Raw genomic sequence first — 24,161 nt, forward strand, 5'->3', positions numbered from 1 at the left:
GGTAGGGCTCAGGACGTTCCCGCGCCGAGGAGGAGGACCGGCACGCAGGTCGCGCCGAGGAGCACCAGACCGGCCGCGACGGCGACGAAGGTGGCCGTGCGGTCGACCTCCTCGGGCGCCCCGTGCTCCTCGGCGGGGAGCAGGAGCAGCGCCACCCACCGCAGGTAGACCGCCAGCCCGACGACGGCGGCGACGACCGCGGGCAGGGCCACCCACCACAGCCCCTCGTCGGCGAGCGGGCGCAGCGCCATGAACTTCGCGAGGAGTCCCGCCACCCCCGGCGGCAGCCCGGCGAGGGTGAGCAGCGCGAACGTGAGCACGGCGGCGTGGACGGGGCGCCGCCGCAGCAGCCCCCGGTCGTCCTCGAGCCGGCGGGGCGCTCCGGGCGTGAGGGCGGCGACGACGGCCAGGGCCGCGACGACCGCGACGGCGTAGACCGCGAGGTACCCTACGGCGGCATCGGTGTCCCCGGCGACGAGCGGGGCGAGGATCCACCCTCCCTGCGTCACGCCGGACCAGGCGATGAGGCGAAGGGGGTCGTCCGCCCGCAGCGCGAGGACGGCGCCCCCGAGCATGGAGACGACCGCGACGACGGACAACGCCGGCTGGATCACGGCGTGGACGCTCGCGGCTCCGCGGACCACGGCGACGAGCCCGCCGACCGCGGCGACGGTCGAGACCGACGCGAGCAGGGTCGTGACCTCGACACCGGCCCGGGGGTAGGTCACCGGGGCCCACGCGTGGAAGGGCACGAGCGAGAGCTTGAAGCCGACGGCGACGACGAGCAGGAGGATGCCCAGGACCAGCACCGCCCGGTCACCGGGCTCCTGGCCGGCGGCCCACGAGGCCACCCCGCCGAGGCGCAGGCTGCCCGTCGCGGTGACCCACAGGCCGGCGCCGACGACGGCGATCGCGAAGGAGGCGATCGACGTCATGACGAGGTTGAGCGCGCCGCTGTCGCGGGTCCCGCCGCGCAGCACGGCGAGCGCGACGATGGGCAACGTCGCGAGCTCGAGCCCGACGAGCCAGGTCCCGAGGTCGTGGGCGACCGCGACGACGTTGGCCCCGGTGACCGTGGCGAGCAGCAGCGCGACCTCGACGCCGGGGTCGGGGCGGGCCGGCGCCTCGCTGTCGAGCTGCTCCGGCGCGCTCCCCAGCCGGCGCGAGAGGAGCAGCAGCACGGCGAGGCCGGCGGCCGCGGCCACCGCCTGCAGCAGGGCACCGGACTGGCTGACCCGCAGCAGGCACTCGCTGGCGGTCTGGCCGGGCGCATCGCGCACGGCGAGAGCGGGGTCGCCCGGCAGGCAGAGCGTCGTGACCTCCCCGCCGGCGGAGGCCCGCAGGCGCAGGCCGATGGCGACCACGAGGGTGGTGAGCAGCGCGAGGACCCCGACGGCGACCGCCGGTCGCCGCCGCCGGGGCGCGACGGCGTCGAGCACCAGCACCACGACGGAGGCGATCGCGGGCGCGAGCACCGGGGCCGCGACGACGACGTCGAGCTGCGGGGCGCTCATCGGCTCACCACGCCCACGAGGGCGGGTTCGGTGACGGCGAGCAGCAGCCCGGGGACGACGCCGAGGGCGAGGACGGCGAGCGCGAGGAGCGCACCCGGGACGAGCTCGGACCGGGTGAGGACCTCACGCCCGGGTGGGGCGCTCCCTTCGCTCCCCTCACCCAGCCAGACGAGGCGGGCGACCCGCAGCGAGTAGGCGGCGGCGAGCGCGGCGCCGACGGCCGCGACGACGGCGCAGACGACGAAGAGCGCAGCGGGGCGCCCCCCGGCGGGCGAGAGCGCCGCCACGACCGCGCTGAACTCGCCCCAGAAGCCGGCGAGCCCGGGCAGCCCCAGCCCCGCGGCGAGCCCGACGAGGAGGAGGAACCCGGTGAGCGGTGAGGTGTCGCGCAGGGCGGCGCGCGGGATCGTGAGGTCGTCGTCGCCCCAGTGGTGCTTGAGCCCGCCGACGACGAGGAAGAGCAGCGCCGAGATCACCCCGTGCGCGATGTTGGCGTAGAGGGCCGCGGTGACGCCCGTGTCGCTGCCCGAGGCGAGGGCGAGCGCGACGAAGCCCATGTGGGCGATCGAGGACCAGGCGATGAGCCGCTTGAGCTCGCGCTCGACGAGGCAGACGAGCCCACCCCAGATGATGCCGACGACGCCGCACACGGCGAGCACCGGGGCGAGGCGGGCGAAGCCGTCGGGCACGGTCGCCAGCGGCAGCCGGACGAGGCCGTAGGTGCCCATCTTCAGCAGGACGGCGGCGAGCAGCATCGACCCGGCGGTCGGCGCGGTCGTGTGCGCGAGCGGCAGCCACGAGTGGAGCGGCCACACCGGCACCTTGACGGCCAGCCCGAGGGTGAGCAGGACGCCGACCGTCACCTGCACGCCGAGGCCGAGACCCTGGCCGCGGGCGTCGCCGAGGGCCGCGAGGTCGGCGGTGCCGGAGCGGCTCACGAGCAGCAGCACCCCGAGGAGCATGAGCGTCGAGCCGAACCCGGTGTAGAGGACGAAGCGGGCGCCCGCCTCGCGCCGGGCCCCCGGGTCGCGGTCGTCACCGAAGCGGGTGATGAGCACCCACATCGGCACGAGCACGAGCTCGAAGGTGACGACGAAGAGCAGCGCGTCGCGCGCGGCGAAGGTCGCCACCGCACCGGCGAGCGTGAGCAGCAGGCACCCGACGAAGGTCGCCGCGCTCCCGCCGCGCGGCCGCTCACCGAAGGTGGTGCCGCACGCCGCGGCGGTCACGGCGGCGGCCAGCACGGCGAGCGGCCCGCTGATGCCGTCGAGCCCGAGATGGATCCGCAGACCGAGCGCGGGCAGCCACGGGATGTCGACCACGGCTCCGCTCCCCCACGCGACGGCGACGAGCGCGAGCGTGAGGAGCGAACCGAGCAGACCGGCGCGGCCCGCGGCGCGGGCCGACAGCTCGGTGCCGGCCCCGAGGAGCACGGTGCCGACGAGCAGCGGCAGGACGCAGGCCAGGCCGATCACGCGACCCCCCACAGGACGAGGCCGGTCACGGCCGCGAGGGCGAGCAGGCCGCCACCGAGCAGTGCGAGGCCGGACGACGGCCGCGCCCGGCGGTGGGCGGTCGTCCCGGCGTCGGCCAGACCGAGCGCGCCCCACGCGATGGCCCGCACGTAGGTGTCCAGGACCTCGCGGTCGAGGAAGGCGACGAGGCGCGCGAGCGCGGCGACCGGGCGCACGACCGCGAGGCGCTGCACGGCGTCGACGCCCAGCCCGGCGCCGACGAGGCGTCCGGGGTCGGCGACGAGACGCTCCTGCAGACCGGTCCGGTGCAGCAGCCACCCGATGGCGATGCCGACGACGACGAGGAGCAGCACGACGACGAAGAGCCCGGCCGGGACGTGCCCGGCGTCCGGCAGGCGCGGGCCGAGCGCCAGGCCGCCGAGGATGCTCGCGACGGCCAGGACGAGCAGGATCGCGAGCACGGCCGGGGGCATGACGGCACGCGAGCGGACCCTCCCTTCGTCCCCGAGGGCGACGACGAGCAGCGCCCGGGTCGCGTAGGCGGCGGTGACGACGGCGGTCGCGAGGAGCGAGACGAGCACGAGGGCGGCGAGGGGCCCGCGCGAGCCGACGTCCTCGCCGACGGCGGCGATGACGTGCTCCTTGGTGAGGCCGCCGAGGACGAGCGGGACGCCGGCGAGCGAGACGAGGCCGGCGGCCCACGCGCCGAGGGCCGCCGGGTGCGTCCGGCCGCTGCCGACGAGGGCGCTCGCGGCCGTCGACCCGCGCGTGGTGGCGAGCCAGCCGACGGTGAGGAAGAGCAGCGACTTGAAGATCGCGTGCCCGTAGAGGTGACCCAGCGCGGCGCCCGCGGTCGGGCCGGCCCCGGCCGCCGCGAGCGGGGCGAGCATGACGCCGACCTGGCTGACGGTCGACCAGGCGAGCAGCCGCTTGAGGTCGGGTTCGACGAGTGCGCAGAGCGCCGCGAGCAGCATCGTGAGCGCCACGGAGACGGCCAGCAGCGCCCGTGCCGCGTCGGCGCGCAGCAGCAGCGGCAGCAGCTGGCTGAGGACGACGGTGCCCGCGGCGACCATCGTCGCCGCGTGGATGAGCGCCGAGGCCGGGGTCGGGCCCTCCATCGCGTCGAGCAGCCAGTGGTGGAAGGGCAGCTGGGCCGACTTGCCGAGCACGCCGATGACGACGAGGAGGAGCGCGGTCGAGCGGGTCGCCGGGTCGCTCGCGGCGGAGGTCCAGTGGGCGATGACCTCCGCCCGGTCGGTGGTGCCGGCGCCGGCGACGAGCACGGCGGTCCCGAGGAGCAACCCGATGTCGGCGATGCGGGTGACCATGAAGGCGGCGTGCGCCGCCCTGCGCGGCTCCGGCCGGCGCGACCAGTGACCGATGAGCAGGTAGGAGCACCAGCCCATGACCTCCCACCCGACGACCGTGAGCACGACGTCGCCCGAGAGGACGACGAGGAGCATCGCCGCGGCGAAGAGCGCGATCGTCGCGTGGAAGACCCCGCGTCGGTCGTCGTCGGCGAGGTACCAGGCCGAGTAGGTCTGCACGAGCGTCGCGACGAGCACGACCACGAGCGCGACGAAGGCGCTCGTGGTCGTCAGCCCGAGCGTCAGCGGCAGGTCGAAGCCGCCGAGGACGAGGTCCGGCCCGGTCGTCGACACGGGGACGAAGGGGGATCCCCCCACCCCGGGCACCGCGCGGGCGAGCGCTACGACGCACAGCACCAGCGTCGCCGCGGACCCGGCGAGGGAGACGAGGACGGCCAGCGGGCCCCTGCGGGCCACGAGGAGGGCGAGCACGGCGGTGAGGCACGGCAGCGCCACGAGGGCCCAGGCCATCAGCCGGCGTCCTGCGACAGGTCGATGTGACCGCGGCGGCGGTAGGCCGCGACGATCACGGCCAGGGCGACGACGACCTCGGCGGCGGCGATCGTGATGACGAAGAGGGCGAGCACCTGGCCCGACCACGTCGCGTCGTGGCCGAGCGCGCCGGCGGTCACGAGGAGCAGCCCGCCGCCGGCGAGCACGAGCTCGGCGCCGACGAGGACGAGGACGGCATTGCGTCGGGCGAGGATCCCGTAGAGGCCGAGACCGACGAGGACGCTCGCGAGCAGGTACGGACCGGCGGCGTGGATCATCGACGGTCCTCCCGGGTGAGGCCGGCGACCGCGAAGGCCCCGACGAGGGCCGCGAGGAGCAGCAGCGAGAGCAGCTCGAAGGGCCAGACCCAGGTCGAGAAGATCTGCCGGGCGAGCTCCTCGCTGCCGCCGGGGCGGACCTCGGTGCGCGTGGCGGTCGGCAGGAGCACTGCGGCGACGAGCCCGGCGGTGCCCGCGCCGACGACGGCCGCGAGGGCACGGTGGGCCGGGCCGCTCGAGTGCTCGGCCCGGGGCCCGATGGGCGCGCGGGTGAGCATGAGCGCGACGATGACGAGCACGACGACCGCGCCGACGTAGACGAGGACCTGGACGAGCGCGACGAGCTCGGCGCCGAGGACGAGGTAGCACCCGGCGAGGCCGAGCAGGGCGACGACGAGCCACAGGGCCGAGTGCACGACCTGGCGGGTCGTCACGGCGAGCGCGGCGGAGCCGGCGGTGACCAGGCCGGTCGCGGCGAAGGCGAGGTCGAGACCGGTCACCGCCGGCCCCCGCGGGTCGGTTTGTTGGCCGCGGTCACCTCGGGCGCCTCGGCGGCCCCCGGGTCGAGCTCGGGCGGCGCGGGGACGTCGGCGACCCACTGCCCCAGGCGCTCCTTCTCGTGGAGCAGGTCGCGGATGTCGGTCTCGGCGTACTCGAACTGCGGGCTCCAGAAGAGCGCGTCGAAGGGGCAGACCTCGACGCAGATGCCGCAGTACATGCACAACGAGTAGTCGATGGCGAAGCGGTCGAGCACGTTGCGCTGGCGGGCGCGCCCCCCTTCGCTCGCCGGAGGCACTTCTTCCTTGTGCGAGTCGATGTGGATGCACCAGTCCGGGCACTCGCGGGCGCAGAGCATGCACGAGGTGCAGTTGCTCTCGACGAGGGCGATGACCCCGCGGGAGCGGGCCGGCAGCTCGGGGGCGACGTCGGGGTACTCGGCGGTGTGCGGCGTGGCGAAGAGCTGCTTGGCGGTGGCCGCCATGCCCTTGGCCAGGCCCGGCACGAAGTCCTTGCTCATGCGGTCACCACCACCCCGACGGCCGTGAGCGCCAGCTGCGCGAGCGCGAGCGGGACGAGCACCGTCCACGCGAGGCGCTGCAGCTGGTCCTCGCGCAGGCGCGGCCAGGAGACGCGGATCCAGATGATGAGCAGGACGACGAGCGAGCCCTTGAGCAGGGTCCACAGCCACCCGAGGTGCTCGGCCAGCGGGCCCTGCCAGCCGCCGAGCCAGAGCACGCCGAAGAGCAGCCCCATGACGACCATGCCCGCGTACTCGGCGAGCATGAAGAAGGCGAAGCGCAGCCCCGTGTACTCGGTGAGGGGGCCCATGACGACCTCGCTGTCGGCGATCGGGGCGTCGAAGGGGGGACGCTGCAGCTCCGCGGTCGCGGCCACGAGGAAGACGAGCGCGCCGGGCAGCTGCCACACGAGCCACCACGGCGACCAGGCCTCGACGACCCCGGGGAGCGAGAGCGTCCCGGCGGCCATGGCGACGGACGCGACGGACAGCACGAGCGGCAGCTCGTAGGCGAGCAGCTGTGCGGCAGAGCGCATCCCGCCGATGAGCGCGTACTTGTTGGCGCTCGCCCAAGCGGCCATGAGCGTCCCGAGGACACCGACGCCCGTCACCGCGAGCACGAGCAGCACGCTGCCGGGGACGTCCGCGGCGGAGACCCCCGGGTGGACCGGCAGCAGGGCCAGGGCGACGAGGTAGGGGATGAGGGCGACGGCCGGGGCCAGGCGGAAGACACCGCGGTCCGCGGCGGCGGGGGTGATGTCCTCCTTCTGGACGAACTTCACCCCGTCGGCGACGAGCTGGGCCCAGCCGTGGAAGCCACCGGCGTACATCGGGCCGAGCCGGCCCTGCATGTGCGCCATCACCTTGTGCTCGGCCTGGCCCGCGACGAGCGGCAGGACGAGCAGGGCCGCGAGCGCGGCCAGGGAGCGGAGGGAGATCTCGAGCAGGCTCATGGCTCTCGCGGCCCCCACTCGGGCCCGGGCACCCCGGGGGCGGCGACCCGGCGGCGGCTCGGCGACCTCGTGGAGTGCCCCTCGCCGGGCTCCTTGCCGCCGGGCCAGGGGCGGGTCGCGCGGGCGGCGAGGACGAAGGACTTGCGCAGGGGCGTCCCCTCGAAGCCGTCGGGCAGGAGGAGCGAGCGCAGCCCCAGGCCGGTGCCGTCGACGAAGCCGGTGAACTCCTGGCCGAACATCTCGTGGGTCTCGCGCTCGTGCCACGCGGCGCCGGCGAAGACCCCGGTGATGCTCGCCAGCGCCTCGCCGAGGGGGACACGGGCGCGCAGGAGCAGGGTGCGCTGGTCGCGCTCGGGCGTCGGGCGCGGGTCGATGAGGTGGCAGACGACGTCGAGCCCGGGGCGCTCCTCGCGGTCGCTCTCGTCGACCGCGCTCAGCCAGTCGAAGAAGGTGTAGCCGCGGTCCCGGGCGTCGCCGACGGCCCGGCGCCACTCGTGCGGCGCGACGGTGAGGCGCTCCTCGGGCACGTCAGGCCCCCTTCGTCGGACGACGCAGCAGGCCGCGACGGACCTCGCCCGCCCCGGCCGTGCGGTGGCCCGCGTAGCGCGCGCGCAGGGCGCCGGTCGAGAGCGACTCGGCGGCGATGTGGTCCTGGAGGGTGAGGATGCCGTGGAGCAGCGCCTCCGGGCGCGGCGGGCAGCCGGGGACGTAGACGTCGACGGGGACGAGCTGGTCGACGCCCTTGGTCACCGAGTAGCTGTCCCAGTACGGGCCCCCGGAGTTGGAGCAGGCGCCGAAGGAGATGACGTACTTCGGCTCCGGCATCTGGTCGTAGAGGCGGCGGATCGCCGGCGCCATCTTGTCGGTGACGGTACCCGAGACGACCATGAGGTCGGCCTGCCGCGGACCGGGGGCGAAGGGGATCACCCCCAGCCGGATGAAGTCGTGCCGGGCCATGGAGGCCGCGATGAACTCGATGGCGCAGCAGGCGAGCCCGAAGTTGAAGACCCAGAGCGAGTAGCGCCGACCCCAGTTGAGGACGACCTTCATCGGCTTGGGTGCGTGGGCACCCACGGCCCCCACGCGCGGCATCGGCAGGTCGGTCGTCATGGCCTCACGTCCACCTCAGCAGGCCGCGCCGCAGCGCGTGCACGAGACCGAGCAGGACGACCCCGACGAAGATCGCGACCTCGAGCAGGCTGATCGGGCCGAGGTCGGAGCGCAGGACGAGGGCCCACGGGAAGAGGTAGACCGCGTCGACGGCGAAGACCACGTAGAGGAAGGCGTAGGTGAGGTAGCGGACGCGGGTCTGCGCCCAGTCCTGGCCGACCGGGTCGACACCGGACTCGTAGGTCGTCAGCTTGGCGCGGGTCGGGGCGGCGGGGGCGAGCAGGCGGCGGGCGGTGTACGCGGCCACGACGAGGAGCACGCCCACGGCGAGCGTCCCGGCGACGACGAGGTAACCATCCACGTCCGCACCCTATCCGCGCCGCCCACCGACATGGCGTCGCGTAAAGCCCCGTTGCGCGTCGCGGGGCCCTAGGTTCACTCGGACACCGGGGGGCAACGGCGCCTCCCGGCCGACCGGAGGACATCATCGTGCGCTCTCGTACCGCCGCCGCTACCGCGGCCGCCGCGACCGCTGCCCTGGCGATCACCACCCTCGCCAGCAGCCCGGCCCAGGCAGTCAACCCGAACAACAGCAAGAAGATGACGCAGGCCGTCACCGTGGACAACGTCCGCGAGCACCTCGAGCAGCTCCAGGCCATCGCGGACGCCAACGACGGCAACCGCGGCGCCGGGACGTCCGGCTACGAGGCGAGTGCCCGCTACGTCGAGCAGACCCTGCGCGACGCCGGGTACACGACGGAGCGGCAGAACTTCTCCTTCATCTACGAGGAGGTGCACTCCTTCAGCCTGGAGGAGATCTCTCCCGACGCGCGCGCCGTCGACGGCGTGCCGATGTCCTACAGCCAGCCGACGCCCGCGGAGGGGGTCACGGCCGAGCTCGCCACACCGACCACCGCCATCGGCTGCACCGACGGTGACTACGCCGGCGCCGACGTCGTCGACAAGATCGCGCTCGTCAGCCGCGGCGCGTGCTCCTTCGCGCAGAAGGCGGTCGCGGCCAAGGCCGCCGGCGCCGATGCCGTGATCATCTACAACAACACCACCGGCACCCTCAACGGCACGCTCGGCGGCGTCGACCCGGCGGGCGCCCCCGCCACCGGTGTGACGCAGGCCGAGGGCCAGGCGCTCCTGGCCAAGATGGCCAGCGGCCCCGTGACGATGAAGATGGTCCTCACCAAGACCCTGGAGGAGCGCCAGACCTTCAACGTCCTCGCCGAGACCCGGACCGGGCGCGACGACAACGTCGTCATGCTCGGCGCACACCTCGACAGCGTCCACGACGGCCCCGGCATCAACGACAACGGGTCCGGCTCGGCCGGCATCCTCGAGACCGCCGTCCAGCTCGGCAAGGTCAACAAGCTCAACAACAAGGTCCGCTTCGCCTGGTGGGGCGCCGAGGAGCTCGGCCTGCTGGGTTCCGAGCACTACGTCGCCGACCTGCAGGAGAACGACCCGGCCGCGCTCGACGACATCGCGACGTACCTCAACTTCGACATGATCGCCTCGCCCAACCACATCATCGGCGTGTACGACGCGAACGAGTCGACCTACGAGGCCCCGGTCGAGGTGCCGGCCGGCTCGGCGGCGACGGAGCAGGTCTTCACCGACTACTTCGACGCCGACGGCCAGCCGTGGGTGGACACCGAGTTCTCCGGTCGCAGCGACTACTCGGCCTTCATCTTCGCGGGTGTCCCGGCCTCCGGCCTCTTCACCGGCGCCGACGGGACCAAGACCCCGGAGCAGGTCGAGATGTTCGGCGGTGAGGCCGGCGTCATCTACGACCCGAACTACCACACCCCCGCCGACGACATCAGCAACATCAACATGGATGCCCTCGACATCATGAGCGACGCGATCGCCCACGCGACGATCATGCTCGCCCAGTCGACGAAGGACATCAACGGCAAGACCAGCCGCGGCAAGTCCGCCACCCCCGGACCCACCGTCCTGCCGGACGGCGTCGAGGCGGCCTGACCGCACCACCGCCCGCACCACCGCGCCACCGCCGGCCGAAGGGGGGATGTCCCCCCTTCGGCCCGGCGGCGCCCCGGATGGATCCGGCTGCGCCGACGGGGCAGAGTCGAGGGCAACGACCCACACAGGAGGACCCCGTGAGCGAGCACCCGCAGCACCCGAACCCCCCGCAGTACGCCCAGCAGGCGCTCGGCCCGAGCGAGGAGCGCAACCTCGGGATGCTGGCGCACCTCGTGCCGGCGATCCTGCTCCCGCTGAGCGCCGGCACCCTGGGCTTCGTCGGCTCGCTCGTCATCTACCTGATCTACAAGGACCGCGGGCCCTTCGTGCGCCAGCACGCCGCCAACAGCCTCAACGTGCAGATCATCACCGCGATCCTGCTCATCGTCTCGAGCGTGCTCATGCTCGTGCTCGTCGGCTTCCTCACCTACCCGCTCGTCATCGTCGCCGCGACCGTCATCCACGTCGTGGGCGCGATCAAGGCCAACAACGGCGAGTGGTGGACCCCGCCGCTCACGCCCCAGCTCGTCAGGTGAGCGGTCCGGGGACGACGGGGGTCGTCGTCGCCGGTCACGGGGTCGCCTCCGGCCGGGCGAGCGACTCCCCCTTCGCGGCCGGCACGATCGAGCTCCAGGCCCCGCACCTCGCGGCACGAGGGCTGGATCTCACCCCCTTCGTCATGGCGACCGTCAACGTCGACCTCGCCCCGCTGCGGCTCGTGCTCGAGGAGCCGCGGTGGACCTTCGCGGACGTGCGGTGGACCGACGTGCACCCGGCGGAGACCTTCTCCTTCGTCGAGTGCGCGGTGACGCGCCGGGGCGAGCGGGTCGAGGGACTCGTCTACCACCCGCACCCGGAGACCAAGCCGATGCACCACCAGCCCGCGACCGTCGTCGAGCTGCTCCTGCCGCGGCTGCGCTTGCTGGCGCCCGGCGACGCGCTGCGGCTCGAGGTCGCCGAGGGCCAGGCGCGCTTTGCATAACGCGGCGTTATCCATCTCATAACGTGACCAACTACAGACACCGGGCAGGTCCGCCTTACCATGGGAGGAGACCGGGGGGATCTCCTCGACACGACCGACCTGCATAGGGGCACGACCACCCACCATGAGCAGCACAGCGACGACCCAGGCCAAGGACCGCGTCATCATCCGCTTCGCCGGTGACTCGGGCGACGGGATGCAGCTGACGGGAGACCGGTTCACCGCGGACAGCGCGGCCCTGGGCAACGACCTGTCGACGCTGCCGAACTTCCCGGCCGAGATCCGTGCCCCCCAGGGGACGATCCCGGGGGTCAGCTCCTTCCAGCTGCACTTCGCGAGCTGGGACATCCTCACCCCGGGCGACGCCCCCGACGTGCTGGTCGCCATGAACCCGGCCGCGCTCAAGGCCAACCTCTCCGACGTCCCCCGCGGCGCGACGATCATCGTCAACACCGACGAGTTCTCCACCCGCAACCTCAAGAAGGTCGGCTGGAGCACCAGCCCGCTCGAGGACGACACGCTCGAGTCGTGGCACGTGCACGCGCTGCCGCTGACCTCGATCACCGTCGAGGCGCTCGCCGAGTTCAGCTCGCTGACGCGCAAGGAGAAGGAGCGGGCGAAGAACATGTTCGCCCTCGGCCTGCTGTCGTGGATGTACTCCCGCCCGACGCGGGCCACCGAGGACTTCCTCGCGGGCAAGTTCGGCGCCAAGCCGGACATCCTCGCCGCCAACCTCGCCGCCCTGCGTGCCGGCTGGAACTACGGGGAGACGACCGAGGACTTCGCCGTCCCCTTCACCGTCGCCGCCGCCCCGACACCCCCCGGCACCTACCGCAACATCACCGGCAACGCCGCGCTGTCCCTCGGCCTCGTCGCCGGCGCCCACCGCGCGGGCCGCCCGCTCGTGCTTGGCTCCTACCCGATCACCCCGGCGAGCGACATCCTGCACGCGTTGTCGGCGTACAAGCGCCACGGCGTGACGACCCTGCAGGCCGAGGACGAGATCGCCGGCATCGGCATCGCGCTCGGCGCCTCCTTCGGCGGGTCCGTCGGCGTGACGACGACCTCCGGCCCGGGCGTCGCCCTGAAGTCCGAGACGATCGGCCTGGCCGTGAGCCTGGAGCTGCCGCTCGTCATCGTCGACGTGCAGCGCGGCGGTCCGAGCACCGGCCTGCCGACCAAGACCGAGCAGTCCGACCTGCTCCAGGCGATGTTCGGCCGCAACGGCGAGTCGCCGGTGCCGATCATCGCGCCGCAGACCTCCGCCGACTGCTTCGACGCGGCCCTGGAGGCCGTGCGCATCGCGACGGTCTACCGCACGCCGGTCTTCCTCCTGTCCGACGGCTACCTCGCCAACGGCTCCGAGCCCTGGCAGGTCCCCTCCGTCGACTCGCTGCCCTCCTTCCCCGTCGAGCTGGCCACCGAGCCCAACGGCGAGGACGCCAAGGGCAACCCCGTCTTCCACCCCTACGTCCGGGACGAGGAGACCCTCGCCCGCCCGTGGGCGGTGCCGGGCACCCCCGGCCTCGAGCACCGCATCGGTGGCATCGAGAAGGACTCGGTCACGGGCAACATCTCCTACGACCCGGACAACCACGACCTCATGGTCCGCACGCGCGCTGAAAAGGTCGCCAAGGTTGCCGATGGGATCGGCGACCTCGTCGTCGACGACCCGAGCGGCGACGCCAGGGTCCTCGTCCTCGGCTGGGGCTCGACCTACGGCCCCAACCTCGCCGCGGTGCGCCGCCTGCGGGCGGCCGGCCAGTCCGTCGCCCACGCGCACCTGCGCCACCTCAACCCCTTCCCGGCGAACACCGGTGAGGTCCTGCGTGCCTACGACCGCGTCATCGTCCCCGAGATGAACCTCGGGCAGCTGGCGATGCTGCTGCGCGCGAAGTACCTCGTCGACGTCCGCTCCCACACCTCGGTCCGCGGCCTGCCCTTCAAGGTCGCCGACCTGGCCGAGGTCATCGACGCAGCCCTCCAGGAGGTTTCGGCATGAGCATCGATCTCGGCATCCCCACGGTCGCGTCCGGCACCGAGGGTGTCCCCACGCTGCCCGACGGCGAGAAGCAGACCCGCAAGGACTTCGCCTCCGACCAGGAGGTCCGCTGGTGCCCCGGTTGCGGTGACTACGCGATCCTCGCGGCGGTCCAGGGCTTCCTGCCCGAGCTCGGCCTGCGCAGGGAGAACATCACCTTCGTCTCCGGCATCGGCTGCTCCTCACGCTTCCCGTACTACCTCGACACCTACGGCATGCACTCGATCCACGGCCGCGCGCCGGCGATCGCGACCGGGCTGGCGACCAGCCGCCCGGACCTGTCGGTGTGGGTCGTCACGGGTGACGGCGACGCCCTGTCCATCGGCGGCAACCACCTGATCCACGCGATGCGACGCAACGTCAACATGACGATCCTGCTCTTCAACAACCGCATCTACGGCCTGACCAAGGGGCAGTACTCCCCGACGTCGCAGCCCGGCCTGGTCACCAAGTCCTCGCCGATGGGCAGCGTCGACGCCCCCTTCAACCCGATCTCGCTCGCGCTGGGCGCCGAGGGCACCTTCGTCGCGCGGACCATGGACTCCGACCGCAAGCACCTCACCGAGGTGCTCAAGGCGGCTGCCGCGCACCGTGGGACCTCGATCGTCGAGATCTACCAGAACTGCCCGATCTTCAACGACGGCGCCTTCGAGCTCATCAAGGACGTCGAGCAGCAGAAGGCCCGTCTGGTCCACCTGCGCGACGGTGAGCCGGTGGCCATCGGCGAGGACGGCGAGCGCGAGCTGCTCGTGCGCGGCGAGGGCGGCTCGGTGCGCTTCGTCGCCGAGGCCGAGGTCACGGAGCAGGGCCTCGCCGACCACGTGGTCGTCCACGACGTCACGCTGACCGACCCCAGCCAGGCCTTCTCCATCAGCCGCCTGGACTCCGAGTCGATGACCCACGTGCCGATGGGCATCTTCCGCGCGGTCTCCCGACCGACCTACGACGACCAGACCCGCGCCCAGGTCGAGTCCGCGGTCGAGCTCGCCGGTGGCCCCGCCACCGACGACGACCTGCAGGCCCTGCTCGACGGCAAGGACACCTGGACCGTCGAGGGCTGACCCGGCACTCCCCCTTCGACCCCGGTACGACGAGCGGGCCCTCTGCATTCCCCTAGGGCAATGCAGAGGGCCCGCTCGTCGCTCCTCGGAGGGTCACGGGTCGAGGTCGACGACGGCGAAGGGGGCGGACCTCCCCTTCGTCACCCGGTCCCGGGTCTCGGCGGTGCTCACCCCGCCACGTGACCCGCGGGTCACCGAGCGGGGACCAGCGTTCGACTGCCCGTCACCTGCTCGTCATGTCGATGCCGCCCGGCGGGTCCCCGGCCTCCCTAGGTTGCGGAGGTCCGCGCACCACCCCTGCCCGCGAGGCGGTCAGGGCCCCAGGAGGAGAGAGCACCATGACCCCACCCCGCAACGACCGCACGATGCTGCCGCTCGCCGGCGGGCACCGCGACGGCGGCCGCTCGGCCGCCACGTGCACCTGGAAGTGCGGGGACGCCTGCAGCCAGCCGGTCCCCAACTCCACGGACAACGCGTACTTCGGCGACGTCGTCGCCGCGTCGCGTCGCTCCGTCCTCAAGGCGGGCGGTGCCACCGCGGCCGTCGTGGGCCTGACGACCGTCGTGTCCGGTCACCATCGAATCTGATCACGCAGTCACCCTCAGGTGAGGAATCTGATCACAACCCGACCGAGGAATCTGATCACTCCCTACTGCAAGCAAGGTCACCGCGGCACTTGCGCGAACAGGCCCGTACAGGCACCAGCGCACAGCAGGCCCCAGACCAGCGATGTCGCCTGTGACTACCGACTGTCACCTATCCGTGCAGCAGTGCCGCCGACAGCAAGCCAAGGCTTCTAGCGGCACTCGGCGTCGCCTCTGTGACCGGCCCGGCAGGCTCAGCACCTGAGGTCAACGGGTCCGGCGGTTGGGTACGTCAGGTCGCCGTTGGTGCGTACGAGCTCTGCAACTGTGCAAAGACCGTCTCAAGGTCGGGCACGTTGCGGCGGTTGTAGGGGAGCTTGGACAGGAGCATCCCCATGGCGCAAGTGTCGGTCAGGGCTGCGGCGGTCAGCCCAGCGCCGATGCCGGCCGAGATCCACTTGGCCTGGGGCACGAGGGTGCTCACGAGGACTCCGGTGAGCACGATCGAGCCGGCCACGAGTCGCACCTGTCGCTCGAGGTCCCACGTCCCATCGCCGCGGATGACGTCGCCGCCGGCGCTCTCCCAGGCGGTGATGCCACCGTCGAGGACGTGCAGGTTGGGCAGGCCGGCCGAGGCGAGGGCGCTCTCGGCGCGGCAGGCGCGGGCTCCGGAGCGACAGACGAGGACGACGTCGTCGTCAAGGTGCTCGGCCAGTTCGCGGCGGTGCTCCTCGAGGAGGTCCAGGGGCACGTTGTAGGAGCCGGGGATGTGCATGCCGGCGAACTCGCCGGGGGTGCGCACATCGATGATGCGCGCGTCGTTGGTGCTGGCAATCCACTCGCGCACCTGCGCGGAGTCGAGGGTGGCAGGTCGGGGGGTGGTGTCGGTGGTCAAGGGGGGTCCTTTTCGTTCGGTGTGAATGCGTTCGGGTCAGGCCAGGAGAGCTGGCACGGCCTGTGCGGCCGTGAAGGCGGCGATGGCCAGCACGAGGACCGCGAAGGCCTGCGAGAGTCGTTCTGCCGGGAGTCGGTCGGCGACGCGGCTGCCGACGAGGCTGCCGATGACGGCAACTGTGGCGAAGCCGAGGATGAGGGGCCAGTCCAGTTCGCCGACCCCCTGCTGCGCCCGTGCAGCCAGCGCTGTGCCGCTGTTGATGGCGATGACGAGCAGGGAGGTACCGACTGCCACGGGCATCGTGAATCCGAGGACGAGTACGAGGGCGGGGACGAGCACGAAGCCGCCACCGACACCGAGGAACCCGGTCAGCAGTCCGACGAGGGTGGCAGCGACGACGAGCTTGAGCAGGCGCGGGCAGACGCAGGTCAGGGGGTGGAGGGTGAGGATCGGCTCGTGGGGTCCGGTGTCGTCACTCTGCAGTGATCCGCTGCGGCTGCGCCGCAGCATCAAGACGGCCACGACGACCATGAGCACGGCGAAGACGGTCATAAGGACCTCTCCGGGCACGGCTCGAGAGGCGGCTGACCCAGCGAAGGAGCCGGCCGTGCCCAGCAACCCGAAGGTCATGCCCTGTCCAAAGCTCACCCGCTGCGCACGGTGATGCGCGGGCAACGAGAGGAGGGAGGTGATGCCCACGATGATCAGCGAGCTGGTCGTGGCGGTGACCGGGTCCTGCCCCAAGACGTGCACGAGGGCGGGTACGGCGAGGATGGACCCTCCGCCGCCCAAGGCACCGAGGGCGATGCCGATGACCAGGCCTAGTGGGATGACAGCAAGGGGCACGATGGGCTCCTAGTGGAGTTGATGGGTGAGTCCTGCGGGGGCGCAGAATCAGGGGCCTCCCCCCGCCGGACTCCAGGCGGCTCAGCCGCGCCCGAAGAGCCGGGCGAGCGGGCTGCGGGAGGCGCCGCCCCCCTTCGTCGGGGTGGAGTGACCGGGGCAGCGCTTGCTGCCGGGCACCCCCTTCATCACCTGGTCGACGTGCTGGCCGCAACCGGCCCAGGTGGTCTTGCCGCATTGACGGCAGGTCGCTTGACGGCACATTGGGTCTCCTTGGAGTGGGGTGACGGTGGGTCAGTTGGAGGAGGTCATCGGCAGGCCGGCATCGCCGGCGTTGCCGAAGGCGTCGTCGACGAGGACAACCTGGTGGTCGTGCGCCGCGAGGACCGACGCGGCGATCGAGGCCCGGTAGCCGCTGCCGCAGTGGATCCACAGCTCGCGCTGCGGGATCTCCTCGATGCGCTCGAGCAGTTCGCCGATCGGGACGTTCTGCGCACCCTCGATGTGGCTGTTCTCGTACTCGCCAGCGAGGCGGACGTCGAGGATGTGCACGGGGCGGTGGTGACGCACCTGGGACAGGTCGGCGAAGGCGGCCGTCTCCAAGGTGCCGAGTGGACGGTCGGTCCAGTCCTTGGGTCCACCGGTAGCTGCGCCGGCAATCCGGTCCAGACCGATGCGCACCATCTCGCGTTGGGCCTGCGCGACCTGCTCGGAGCTCTCACCGAGCAGGGTGACCTGGGCATCCCAGGGGATGAGCCACCCGAGATAGGTGGAGAACTGACCGTCGAGGCCAAAGTTCAGCGTCCCGGTGGCGTGACCGGCCGCGAACGCGGTGCGGGTGCGCAGGTCGATGACCCACTCGCCGGCGTCGATGCGCTCCGCGAGGGTGTCCTTGTCGGCCTGCTCGGGGGTGCTCAGGTCGGCCTCGTTCGGTCCGGCAGCGTTGGCTGGGGACATGTGGACGTAGTAGGCCGGGTAGGCATCCAGGCCGGCAAGGGTGTCGGCGACCCACTGCTCCTGGTCCTGGGTGAGCACGGGGTTGTTGCGCTTCTCCTGACCGATGGTCGATTCGGTGGAGCCACCGGTTGACCCGGAGGAGCAGAAGGATCCGAAACCGTGCGTCGGCATCACCTCGGCGTGCTCGGGCAGCTCGTCTGCCAGTCGGTGGATCGAGGCGAACTGGTGGCGCACGAGGGCGCCCGTGTGCTCCTGGCCGAGCAGGTCCGGTCGCCCCGTGGCACCGAAGAGCAGCGAGCCCCCGGTGAAAACGGCCGAGGCCGTGGCACCGGAGTCGGTGACCGTCTCCATCGCATAGGACAGGTGGGTGAAGGTGTGGCCCGGGGTCGCGATGGCACGCACGCGCATCGTCGGGGAGATCTCGACGACGTCCCCGTCGCGAATGGACTGACGGTCGAAGGAGACCTCGTCCTCAGCGTTGACGTGGTACCGCGCGCCGAGGCGGCGGGCGAGGGCCAGGCCCCCGGTCACGTAGTCGTTGTGGAGGTGGGTCTCGAAGACGTCGGTGATTCGCACGCCGGCCTCCTCGGCGACCGCGAGCACACGGTCGATGTCTCGCTGTGGGTCGACGACGAAGGCGACGTCGCCGTCGTGGGCGAGGTAGGAACGGTCGCCCAGGCTCGGGGTCTCGATGGTCATGATCGTGGGTTCCATGGGTGACAAATTAATACCCCTGGGGGTATTGTGTCAACAGCAGTCACCAAGGTCGTGCACTCGATGGGAGTGCCCCTCGAACCCGACACCATGGTTGGCGTGACAGAGAATGAGTGGTCAGGACATCGCAGTGATGTGCGCGCTCGACTCGACGCCGACCTGACTGCGCTGCCGGCCAGGTCGGCTGACGCACCCGATCACGAAGGAGAAGGACGCATGGTCGCTTTGGACATGGATGACATGGGGCCGGTCATCAACCGGCTACGCCGGGCGCAGGGTCAGATCGGTGGGGTGATCCGTCTCATCGAGGAGGGCCGCGACTGCAAGGACGTGGTCACCCAGCTCGCCGCAGCCAGCAAGGCCCTCGACCGGGCCGGTTTCGCCATCGTCTCCTCCGGCCTGCAGGAGTGCCTCTCCTCACCAGAAGGCGTCAACGAAGACGACAAGGCTGCGATGGAGAAACTCTTCCTCGCCCTCGCCTGACCGCCCCACGACGCATGTCCCTACGTGCACACGGAGGGAAATCGGGGACAGGAGCGTTCGCGGCGGACGCGGACGACGAATGCCCACGCCAGCAGCACGATGGCCACGGCGGCGAGCAGCGGCTGCACCGGCGCAAAGTACTGCATTGCTCCGGAGTAGCCCAGGGCGATGAGGACGAGCTTGTTGCACACCGGGCATCCGACGGCGAAGAAGGTCGTGAATGCCCCGAGCATGCCCAGTCGTGAGCCGCGTTCGCCCTCGTCGCGCACATCACGCCGGGCAACGTATGTCGCAGCGACCAGCCCGGCCAGGGTCGAGGTCATCATCAGCACGGGCCACGCCCACGCAGTAGTGGGGACCTCCCGGCTGAACACCGGGCTGGGGATCATCGCGGTCGGGATCGCGGTCGCGACCACTGTCAGCACCGCGACCCCGACGACGGTCCACCATCGGCGTGACTGCCACGTCCGCAACTCAGCGATCAAGAACGGTTGTCCCCGCTCCGGTGACTCGATGAGGGTCTTCACATCAGTTCTCCTTGCGCACGAAGTCAGAAGTCGAAGGGGTTGACCCTGAGGCGGACGCCCTCGACTGTCGCTTCTCGCTCTGATTGCGCCAGAGTAGAGCCCCTGCGAGGACGACAGCCGCAGCAAGGACGAACCAGACGTCGGACACGCCCGAGCTCCAGACGCTGAGCGCCGACTCCGCCGAGCGTTGGGTGCCGATGGTGAACACGCCACTGAGGCTGGCGGTGCCATCGGTGAGGATGAGCACAACGCCAATGCCGATCGACAACACCCCGGAGACGAGCATGGCCCAGGTGTTGCGCCAAGGCCCGATCGAGACCTCCTTGGGGGCGACGAACGCCCGTCCGCGAGCACCCAGACGCTTCCAGACCGCCGCGAGCACGAAGAGCGGGACGGTCATGCCCAGCGAGTAGAGAGCGAGCATGGAACCCCCGTAGACGGGGTTGCCGCTCACAGCGGCCACCATGAGCACTGACCCGAGGATCGGGCCGGCACACACACCGGCGACCGCGTATACGGAGCCGAGGGCGAAGACTGAACCGATGGAGGTGCGGTCACTGCTACCGCCGTGCTGCGTGCGGGACACGCCGGGCACCGGCAGCCCCGAGAGCTGCCACAGGCCCAGGACGATGACCACTCCCGCGGCGACCGTCACCATGAGTGAGCGATGGGTCGTCACGAGGGATCCGAGCGACCCGGAGAAAACCCCCAGCGGAACGAGGGTGATGCTCAGGCCTGCGTAGAACACCAGCGTGCGACCGATGAGTGCGCTCGGCGAGGTGAAGGCGTAGGCAAAGAAGGCCGGAAGCAGCATGACCGAGCATGGGCTGAGAAGCGTGAGAACGCCACCGAGGAAGGCGCCGGTGTACCCGATGTCCATCAGCTGTCCTCCAGAGCCTCGAGCTGCTCGTCAATGGCCTGCTGGAAGGCCTCGGTCGGCTGCGCGCCAACGATGAGGTCCTGGCCGATCAGGAAGGTCGGGGTCCCTGTTGCGCCTACCTGGCGGGCTTCCTGGGTGTCGGCATCGACCTTGGCGCGCAGCTCGGGGCTGTCCAGGTCCTTCTCGAACTGCTCTAGGTCCGGAACGCCGATCTCATTGGCCCAGTCCATGATCTTTTTGTCGGTGATCTTCAGGTGGCCACGCTCGGGGGCGTCCTGGTACATCGCATCGTGGTACTCCCAGTACAGGTCCTGCTCACCGGCAGCCCGTGCGGCCATCGCCCCGTCTTCCGACTCTGGGCCGAAGACGGGAAAGTCCCGCCACTCGAAGCGCAACTTGCCGGTGTCGATGTACTGCGCTTTCAGCTTCGGGAAGGTGTCACGAGCGAAGGCCCCGCAGAAGGGGCACCGGTAATCGGAGTACTCGATGAGCACGAGGTCGGCGTCCTTGTCCCCTATCGCCGTGACGGTGTCAGCGTCCCGTCGAGCCAACCCGACCCGTTCCTCAGCCTCGCGCGGATCGGCGATCGCCTGGCTCGGCGCCCCCTTCTGCGAGGAATTTTGCCCGACAGTCGGTCTACCTCCCTCGTCCTGGCTGGCAAACACCACCCCGGCGATGAGGACGAGGATGATGGCAATGCCTGCGACGATGGTCGCCCGGCGGCGCGTGTCGTTCATGACCCCGACCGTAGCCTAATGTCTATACATTTCCTAGGAGTGGGTGTGCACACACTTCCGCGGTGGCGACAGATCAGCGATGACCTGATGCGCAGGGTTCAGGGCGGCGAGTTCGTCGACGGGTTTCCGGGCGAGTTGTCGCTGACCACGGAATACGGCGTCAGCCGCGGCACCATCCGCCGCGCACTTGAACCCCTGCGCGAGCGAGGGGTCGTCGGTGGGGCCCGAGGACGGCAGTCCTATGTCATCAATGCCAGCCGCACCAGCGGGCTCGGACCCATGTACAGCCTGCGAGAGGCCATAACGGCCAACGGCACCTCTGAGCGCTCGGAGGTGCTGGCCCAGCGGGTCGTGACCAGCGAAGTGGTCGCCCGCGCACTGGGCCTCGAAGCGGACACCCCCTTCGTGCACATCACAAGGGTGCGCTTCGTCGACGACGATCCCATCGCCTTCGACCGGCTGTGGATCATCGCCTCGGTGGCGGCGCCCCTCTTGGACGCGGACCTGACCGAGACGTCCGTGTACAAGTCACTTCGATCCCGCTGCGGCGTGGAATTCGATGCCGGCGTGGAGCACACGCGCTCAGTGGGAGCGACCGGCGAGGTCGCCTCACGTCTGGGTGTCCCCGAGGGCACTGCACTGCTGACGATCCGGCGAAAATCCTGCCTCAATGGCCGACCGGCGGAACTGCGCGACACCTGTGCCGTCGGCGAGCGAGTCACTCTCACCCACGTCTTCGGCGACGCATCCGCGGTCCTCAACTGCGGCGGCAACGGACGCCCGGTAGAGATCCCTTGGGAATGACCAGAACCGCACGGATCGTTGACACCGACGTCGACGGTGACGGGGAGCCCGATGTGCGGGTCTGCAAGGTCACGGGCGAGCTCTTCTTCGCCACCAGCAACGACCTCGTCTACCAGTTCGACTACGCCGCCGACCCTGCCCGGGTCGTCATCGACCTCACCGACAGTCACATCTGGGATGCCTCGACTGTTGCCGCCCTGGACGGAGTGCAGGCCAAGTACGAACGTCTGGGCAAGAGCGTCGAGATCGTCGGGCTCAACCAGGCATCTGCTGAGCGTCGCGAGCTCGTGACTGGGCGGCTGGGCGACAGTCACTGAACGTCCGCTGACGGGAGGTCCTCACGCGGCGAGGAAGGGTCACGAGCGCCGGGTCGTCAGAACGACCGCACGATGGGTGCCTCAGCCTGTCAGGGGTGGCTCGGCCACTCGGTGGGGAAGTGGAATTGATCAGATTCCTCGTTCAGATTGATCAAAGTCTTCGTTCACCAGTGACCTTTGATCACGATGATCAAATTCCTCGTTCAAAACGGGCCGAATGATCAGAATCGGTAGTTCCCGGACACGTCGCCGCGACCTCGTTCGCCCAGCCCGCCGCTGCCGCCACCGCCGCCCGGACCGGCAAGAAGGCGCCCTTCGGCTTCGAGCCGATCGACGCGGTCCCCGCGGGTGTCGACGAGGTCGTCGTCCCGGAGGGCTTCCAGTGGGCCCCGATCATCGCGTGGGGTGACCCCATCCTCAAGGGCGCCCCGGCCTTCGACTTCGACCACCAGACCGCCGCCGCCCAGGCCGGCCAGATGGGCTACAACTGCGACTACGTCGGGGTCCTGCGCCACGGCAGCGCCAACCGGGCCGTCCTCGTCGTCAACAACGAGTACACCAACAACGAGCTGATGTTCGCCGGCTACACCAGCGCCGAAGCACTCACCGACGACCAGGTCGGCATCACCCTCAACGCCCACGGCATGACGGTCGTCGAGATCACCCGCAAGAACCCCAACAGCAAGTGGACGTACACCCAGGGTGCTCCGCTCAACCGCCGCATCACGGCCCAGACGCCGTTCACCTTCGCCGGCCCCGTCCGCGGCCACGACCTCGTCAAGACCTCGGCCGACCCCGCCGGCACGACGCCGCTGGGCACCTTCGGCAACTGCGCCGGGGGCACGACGCCGTGGGGCACCGTCCTGTCCGGCGAGGAGAACTTCAACTTCTACTTCACCCAGCCGGCCGCCCCGAGCGACGACCGCGCCGGTCGCGCCGCCGCCCGCTACGGCCTCGCCAGCGGCAACCGGGCCCAGCACGACTGGGACCGGCTCGACCCGCGTTTCGACCTCACGCGTGAGCCCAACGAGGCCAACCGCCACGGCTGGATCGTCGAGGTCGACCCCTTCGACGCGTCGAGCACCCCGCGCAAGCTGACCGCGCTGGGCCGCTTCAAGCACGAGGGCGCCAATGTCACGGTCGCGGGTGACGGCCGCGTCGTCGTCTACATGGGTGACGACGAGCGCTTCGACTACATGTACAAGTTCGTCTCCTCGAGGACCTACGTCGAGGGCGATGCTGCGGGCAACCACGCCCTCCTGGACGAGGGTGACCTCTACGTCGCCAAGTTCAACGGCAACGGCTCGGTCGACGGGATCCACGACGGCGACGGCGAGTGGCTGCCGCTCGTCGTCGACGGCCGGTCCGCCGTCGACGGGTTCACCCTCGAGGAGGTCCTCGTCCACACCCGCCTGGCGGCCGACGCGGTCAGCCCGACCAAGATGGACCGCCCCGAGGACGTCGAGGTCAACCCCGTCAACGGCCGCGTCTACGCCGCGCTCACCAACAACTCCAGGCGCGCCCCCGCGCAGGTCGACGAGGTGAACCCCCGGGCCAACAACAAGCACGGTCAGGTCCTCGAGATCACGCCCCGGGGTGGCGACCACACCGTGGCCGGCTTCGACTGGAAGCTCGTCCTCGTCTGCGGTGACCCGAGCGACCCGCAGACGTACTTCAACGGCTACGACAAGTCCGAGGTCAGCGCCATCTCGTGCCCGGACAACGTGGCCTTCGACGGCGAGGGCAACCTGTGGATCGCGACCGACGGCAACGCCCTCGGCAGCTGCGACGGCATGTACCTCATGCCGCTCGAGGGCGAGCACAAGGGGCACCTGCAGCAGTTCCTCTCCGTCCCCGCCTTCTCCGAGTGCTGCGGCCCGCTCATCGAGTGGGACGAGCGGGTCGTCTTCGCCGCGGTCCAGCACCCGGGCGAGGACGACGGCGCCTCGACGACCAACGTCAAGAGCACCTTCCCCTACCGGGGCAACACCCAGCCGCGCCCCGCGGTCATCATGATCTGGCCGCAGAGCCCCTCCGCGGGCAAGGGCACCGCGAAGGCCGCCCGGTCCACGAAGGCCTGATCCGACGCACCACCGGGTGGGCCGTCCGCGACTGTCGCGGGCGGCCCACCGCG

General features: G+C 71.1%; 27 protein-coding genes. 10 read left to right on the forward strand and 17 right to left on the reverse strand.

Features of this window, described 5'->3' with window-relative positions:
- Nucleotides 1–8: 8 nt before the first annotated feature.
- The 10 genes from JT1_RS10985 to JT1_RS11030 are packed head-to-tail and all read right to left on the reverse strand — an operon-like array spanning nucleotide 9 to nucleotide 8,568.
- Nucleotides 9–1,514: a proton-conducting transporter transmembrane domain-containing protein gene (locus tag JT1_RS10985; protein WP_068326212.1), complete on the reverse strand. Its 1,506-nt coding sequence runs from the start codon at nucleotides 1,512–1,514 to the stop codon at nucleotides 9–11.
- On the reverse strand, nucleotides 1,511–2,989 hold the full coding sequence (locus JT1_RS10990) for a complex I subunit 4 family protein (protein ID WP_068329078.1): 1,479 nt from the start codon (nucleotides 2,987–2,989) through the stop codon (nucleotides 1,511–1,513). Before JT1_RS10990 ends, JT1_RS10985 begins: the two co-directional genes overlap by 4 nt.
- Nucleotides 2,986–4,827, reverse strand: coding sequence for an NADH-quinone oxidoreductase subunit 5 family protein (locus JT1_RS10995; protein WP_068326215.1), 1,842 nt, complete (start codon nucleotides 4,825–4,827; stop codon nucleotides 2,986–2,988). Before JT1_RS10995 ends, JT1_RS10990 begins: the two co-directional genes overlap by 4 nt.
- Nucleotides 4,827–5,126 carry an NADH-quinone oxidoreductase subunit NuoK gene (gene nuoK, locus JT1_RS11000; RefSeq protein WP_068326217.1) on the reverse strand — a complete coding sequence of 100 codons (300 nt, stop codon included), beginning with the start codon at nucleotides 5,124–5,126 and terminating at the stop codon, nucleotides 4,827–4,829. Before nuoK ends, JT1_RS10995 begins: the two co-directional genes overlap by 1 nt.
- Nucleotides 5,123–5,626 carry an NADH-quinone oxidoreductase subunit J family protein gene (locus JT1_RS11005; protein WP_068326220.1) on the reverse strand — a complete coding sequence of 168 codons (504 nt, stop codon included), beginning with the start codon at nucleotides 5,624–5,626 and terminating at the stop codon, nucleotides 5,123–5,125. Before JT1_RS11005 ends, nuoK begins: the two co-directional genes overlap by 4 nt.
- Nucleotides 5,623–6,144, reverse strand: coding sequence for a 4Fe-4S binding protein (locus JT1_RS11010; RefSeq protein WP_068326223.1), 522 nt, complete (start codon nucleotides 6,142–6,144; stop codon nucleotides 5,623–5,625). Before JT1_RS11010 ends, JT1_RS11005 begins: the two co-directional genes overlap by 4 nt.
- Complete coding sequence (gene nuoH / locus JT1_RS11015) at nucleotides 6,141–7,097, reverse strand: NADH-quinone oxidoreductase subunit NuoH (RefSeq protein WP_068326228.1); 957 nt, start codon at nucleotides 7,095–7,097, stop codon at nucleotides 6,141–6,143. The genes JT1_RS11010 and nuoH overlap by 4 nt, the downstream gene beginning before the upstream one ends.
- Nucleotides 7,094–7,624, reverse strand: coding sequence for an NADH-quinone oxidoreductase subunit C (locus JT1_RS11020; protein WP_068326232.1), 531 nt, complete (start codon nucleotides 7,622–7,624; stop codon nucleotides 7,094–7,096). Before JT1_RS11020 ends, nuoH begins: the two co-directional genes overlap by 4 nt.
- Before the next feature lies 1 nt (nucleotide 7,625).
- On the reverse strand, nucleotides 7,626–8,207 hold the full coding sequence (locus tag JT1_RS11025; RefSeq protein ID WP_068326235.1) for an NADH-quinone oxidoreductase subunit NuoB: 582 nt from the start codon (nucleotides 8,205–8,207) through the stop codon (nucleotides 7,626–7,628).
- Nucleotides 8,208–8,211: 4 nt separating this feature from the next.
- Entirely contained in the window at nucleotides 8,212–8,568 is a 357-nt protein-coding gene (locus tag JT1_RS11030) for an NADH-quinone oxidoreductase subunit A (protein WP_068326237.1), read from the reverse strand.
- 128 nt (nucleotides 8,569–8,696) lie between these two features.
- On the opposite strand from JT1_RS11030, the gene JT1_RS11035 reads away from it, so the two are divergent.
- The 6 genes from JT1_RS11035 (at nucleotide 8,697) to JT1_RS11060 (ending at nucleotide 14,873) form a co-directional block, all read left to right on the forward strand.
- Nucleotides 8,697–10,202 carry a M28 family metallopeptidase gene (locus tag JT1_RS11035; RefSeq protein ID WP_255218312.1) on the forward strand — a complete coding sequence of 502 codons (1,506 nt, stop codon included), beginning with the start codon at nucleotides 8,697–8,699 and terminating at the stop codon, nucleotides 10,200–10,202.
- Between the two features lie 137 nt (nucleotides 10,203–10,339).
- Complete coding sequence (locus JT1_RS11040; RefSeq protein ID WP_068326242.1) at nucleotides 10,340–10,738, forward strand: DUF4870 domain-containing protein; 399 nt, start codon at nucleotides 10,340–10,342, stop codon at nucleotides 10,736–10,738.
- Entirely contained in the window at nucleotides 10,735–11,184 is a 450-nt protein-coding gene (locus JT1_RS11045; RefSeq protein ID WP_068326245.1) for a hypothetical protein, read from the forward strand. The genes JT1_RS11040 and JT1_RS11045 overlap by 4 nt, the downstream gene beginning before the upstream one ends.
- Nucleotides 11,185–11,308: 124 nt before the next feature.
- Nucleotides 11,309–13,186: a 2-oxoacid:acceptor oxidoreductase subunit alpha gene (locus JT1_RS11050; RefSeq protein WP_068326248.1), complete on the forward strand. Its 1,878-nt coding sequence runs from the start codon at nucleotides 11,309–11,311 to the stop codon at nucleotides 13,184–13,186.
- Nucleotides 13,183–14,286, forward strand: coding sequence for a 2-oxoacid:ferredoxin oxidoreductase subunit beta (locus JT1_RS11055; RefSeq protein ID WP_068326251.1), 1,104 nt, complete (start codon nucleotides 13,183–13,185; stop codon nucleotides 14,284–14,286). Before JT1_RS11050 ends, JT1_RS11055 begins: the two co-directional genes overlap by 4 nt.
- Before the next feature lie 338 nt (nucleotides 14,287–14,624).
- Nucleotides 14,625–14,873: a twin-arginine translocation signal domain-containing protein gene (locus JT1_RS11060; RefSeq protein WP_068326254.1), complete on the forward strand. Its 249-nt coding sequence runs from the start codon at nucleotides 14,625–14,627 to the stop codon at nucleotides 14,871–14,873.
- Between the two features lie 289 nt (nucleotides 14,874–15,162).
- Here JT1_RS11060 and JT1_RS11065 read toward each other — a convergent pair whose 3' ends face one another.
- The 4 genes from JT1_RS11065 to JT1_RS11075 all read right to left on the reverse strand — a co-directional run bounded on the left by JT1_RS11065 (nucleotide 15,163) and on the right by JT1_RS11075 (nucleotide 18,279).
- Nucleotides 15,163–15,765, reverse strand: a complete 603-nt coding sequence (locus tag JT1_RS11065; RefSeq protein WP_068326257.1) for a rhodanese-like domain-containing protein — start codon at nucleotides 15,763–15,765, stop codon at nucleotides 15,163–15,165.
- A 36-nt stretch (nucleotides 15,766–15,801) separates the two neighbouring features.
- Nucleotides 15,802–16,611 carry a sulfite exporter TauE/SafE family protein gene (locus JT1_RS11070; RefSeq protein ID WP_245634612.1) on the reverse strand — a complete coding sequence of 270 codons (810 nt, stop codon included), beginning with the start codon at nucleotides 16,609–16,611 and terminating at the stop codon, nucleotides 15,802–15,804.
- Nucleotides 16,612–16,692: 81 nt separating this feature from the next.
- Nucleotides 16,693–16,872, reverse strand: coding sequence for a DUF8730 family Cys-rich protein (locus JT1_RS17875; RefSeq protein WP_068265056.1), 180 nt, complete (start codon nucleotides 16,870–16,872; stop codon nucleotides 16,693–16,695).
- Between the two features lie 30 nt (nucleotides 16,873–16,902).
- Entirely contained in the window at nucleotides 16,903–18,279 is a 1,377-nt protein-coding gene (locus JT1_RS11075) for an MBL fold metallo-hydrolase (protein WP_218005590.1), read from the reverse strand.
- A gap of 216 nt (nucleotides 18,280–18,495) precedes the next feature.
- On the opposite strand from JT1_RS11075, the gene JT1_RS11080 reads away from it, so the two are divergent.
- Nucleotides 18,496–18,762, forward strand: coding sequence for a metal-sensitive transcriptional regulator (locus JT1_RS11080; RefSeq protein ID WP_068326260.1), 267 nt, complete (start codon nucleotides 18,496–18,498; stop codon nucleotides 18,760–18,762).
- A 20-nt stretch (nucleotides 18,763–18,782) separates the two neighbouring features.
- Here the strand turns inward: JT1_RS11080 and JT1_RS11085 are convergent, their stop codons facing one another.
- Genes JT1_RS11085 through JT1_RS11095 form a run of 3 tightly spaced genes read right to left on the reverse strand, consistent with a single transcriptional unit; the run spans nucleotide 18,783 to nucleotide 20,906 of the window.
- Complete coding sequence (locus tag JT1_RS11085; protein ID WP_218005591.1) at nucleotides 18,783–19,289, reverse strand: hypothetical protein; 507 nt, start codon at nucleotides 19,287–19,289, stop codon at nucleotides 18,783–18,785.
- Between the two features lies 1 nt (nucleotide 19,290).
- The gene (locus JT1_RS11090; protein ID WP_068326263.1) at nucleotides 19,291–20,169 is read right to left on the reverse strand and encodes a cytochrome c biogenesis CcdA family protein; all 879 of its coding nucleotides are present in this window, start codon (nucleotides 20,167–20,169) and stop codon (nucleotides 19,291–19,293) included.
- Nucleotides 20,169–20,906: a DsbA family protein gene (locus tag JT1_RS11095; protein ID WP_068265065.1), complete on the reverse strand. Its 738-nt coding sequence runs from the start codon at nucleotides 20,904–20,906 to the stop codon at nucleotides 20,169–20,171. The genes JT1_RS11090 and JT1_RS11095 overlap by 1 nt, the downstream gene beginning before the upstream one ends.
- A gap of 45 nt (nucleotides 20,907–20,951) precedes the next feature.
- Between JT1_RS11095 and JT1_RS11100 the strand changes: the two genes are divergently transcribed.
- The 3 genes from JT1_RS11100 (at nucleotide 20,952) to JT1_RS11110 (ending at nucleotide 24,108) form a co-directional block, all read left to right on the forward strand.
- On the forward strand, nucleotides 20,952–21,710 hold the full coding sequence (locus JT1_RS11100; protein WP_068326266.1) for a GntR family transcriptional regulator: 759 nt from the start codon (nucleotides 20,952–20,954) through the stop codon (nucleotides 21,708–21,710).
- Entirely contained in the window at nucleotides 21,707–22,027 is a 321-nt protein-coding gene (locus JT1_RS11105) for an STAS domain-containing protein (protein ID WP_068326269.1), read from the forward strand. The genes JT1_RS11100 and JT1_RS11105 overlap by 4 nt, the downstream gene beginning before the upstream one ends.
- A gap of 329 nt (nucleotides 22,028–22,356) precedes the next feature.
- Complete coding sequence (locus JT1_RS11110; RefSeq protein ID WP_082807623.1) at nucleotides 22,357–24,108, forward strand: PhoX family protein; 1,752 nt, start codon at nucleotides 22,357–22,359, stop codon at nucleotides 24,106–24,108.
- Nucleotides 24,109–24,161: the final 53 nt, after the last annotated feature.

It is taken from the genome of Janibacter terrae NBRC 107853 (genome assembly GCF_001591405.1).
In the GTDB taxonomy this organism is placed as follows: Bacteria; Actinomycetota; Actinomycetes; order Actinomycetales; family Dermatophilaceae; genus Janibacter; species Janibacter terrae.

What these genes read in the sequence shown, in the direction of transcription:
- nuoK (WP_068326217.1), bottom strand. Translation starts at nt 5,126, where the DNA reads ATGATCCACGCCGCCGGTCCGTACCTGCTCGCGAGCGTCCTCGTCGGT.
- JT1_RS11105 (WP_068326269.1), top strand. Translation starts at nt 21,707, where the DNA reads ATGACCAGAACCGCACGGATCGTTGACACCGACGTCGACGGTGACGGG.
- JT1_RS10995 (WP_068326215.1), bottom strand. Translation starts at nt 4,827, where the DNA reads ATGGCCTGGGCCCTCGTGGCGCTGCCGTGCCTCACCGCCGTGCTCGCC.
- JT1_RS11095 (WP_068265065.1), bottom strand. Translation starts at nt 20,906, where the DNA reads ATGAACGACACGCGCCGCCGGGCGACCATCGTCGCAGGCATTGCCATC.
- JT1_RS10985 (WP_068326212.1), bottom strand. Translation starts at nt 1,514, where the DNA reads ATGAGCGCCCCGCAGCTCGACGTCGTCGTCGCGGCCCCGGTGCTCGCG.
- JT1_RS11010 (WP_068326223.1), bottom strand. Translation starts at nt 6,144, where the DNA reads ATGAGCAAGGACTTCGTGCCGGGCCTGGCCAAGGGCATGGCGGCCACC.
- JT1_RS11050 (WP_068326248.1), top strand. Translation starts at nt 11,309, where the DNA reads ATGAGCAGCACAGCGACGACCCAGGCCAAGGACCGCGTCATCATCCGC.
- JT1_RS11080 (WP_068326260.1), top strand. Translation starts at nt 18,496, where the DNA reads ATGGTCGCTTTGGACATGGATGACATGGGGCCGGTCATCAACCGGCTA.
- JT1_RS11075 (WP_218005590.1), bottom strand. Translation starts at nt 18,279, where the DNA reads ATGGAACCCACGATCATGACCATCGAGACCCCGAGCCTGGGCGACCGT.
- JT1_RS11060 (WP_068326254.1), top strand. Translation starts at nt 14,625, where the DNA reads ATGACCCCACCCCGCAACGACCGCACGATGCTGCCGCTCGCCGGCGGG.
- JT1_RS17875 (WP_068265056.1), bottom strand. Translation starts at nt 16,872, where the DNA reads ATGTGCCGTCAAGCGACCTGCCGTCAATGCGGCAAGACCACCTGGGCC.
- JT1_RS11025 (WP_068326235.1), bottom strand. Translation starts at nt 8,207, where the DNA reads ATGACGACCGACCTGCCGATGCCGCGCGTGGGGGCCGTGGGTGCCCAC.
- JT1_RS11090 (WP_068326263.1), bottom strand. Translation starts at nt 20,169, where the DNA reads ATGGACATCGGGTACACCGGCGCCTTCCTCGGTGGCGTTCTCACGCTT.
- JT1_RS11055 (WP_068326251.1), top strand. Translation starts at nt 13,183, where the DNA reads ATGAGCATCGATCTCGGCATCCCCACGGTCGCGTCCGGCACCGAGGGT.
- nuoH (WP_068326228.1), bottom strand. Translation starts at nt 7,097, where the DNA reads ATGAGCCTGCTCGAGATCTCCCTCCGCTCCCTGGCCGCGCTCGCGGCC.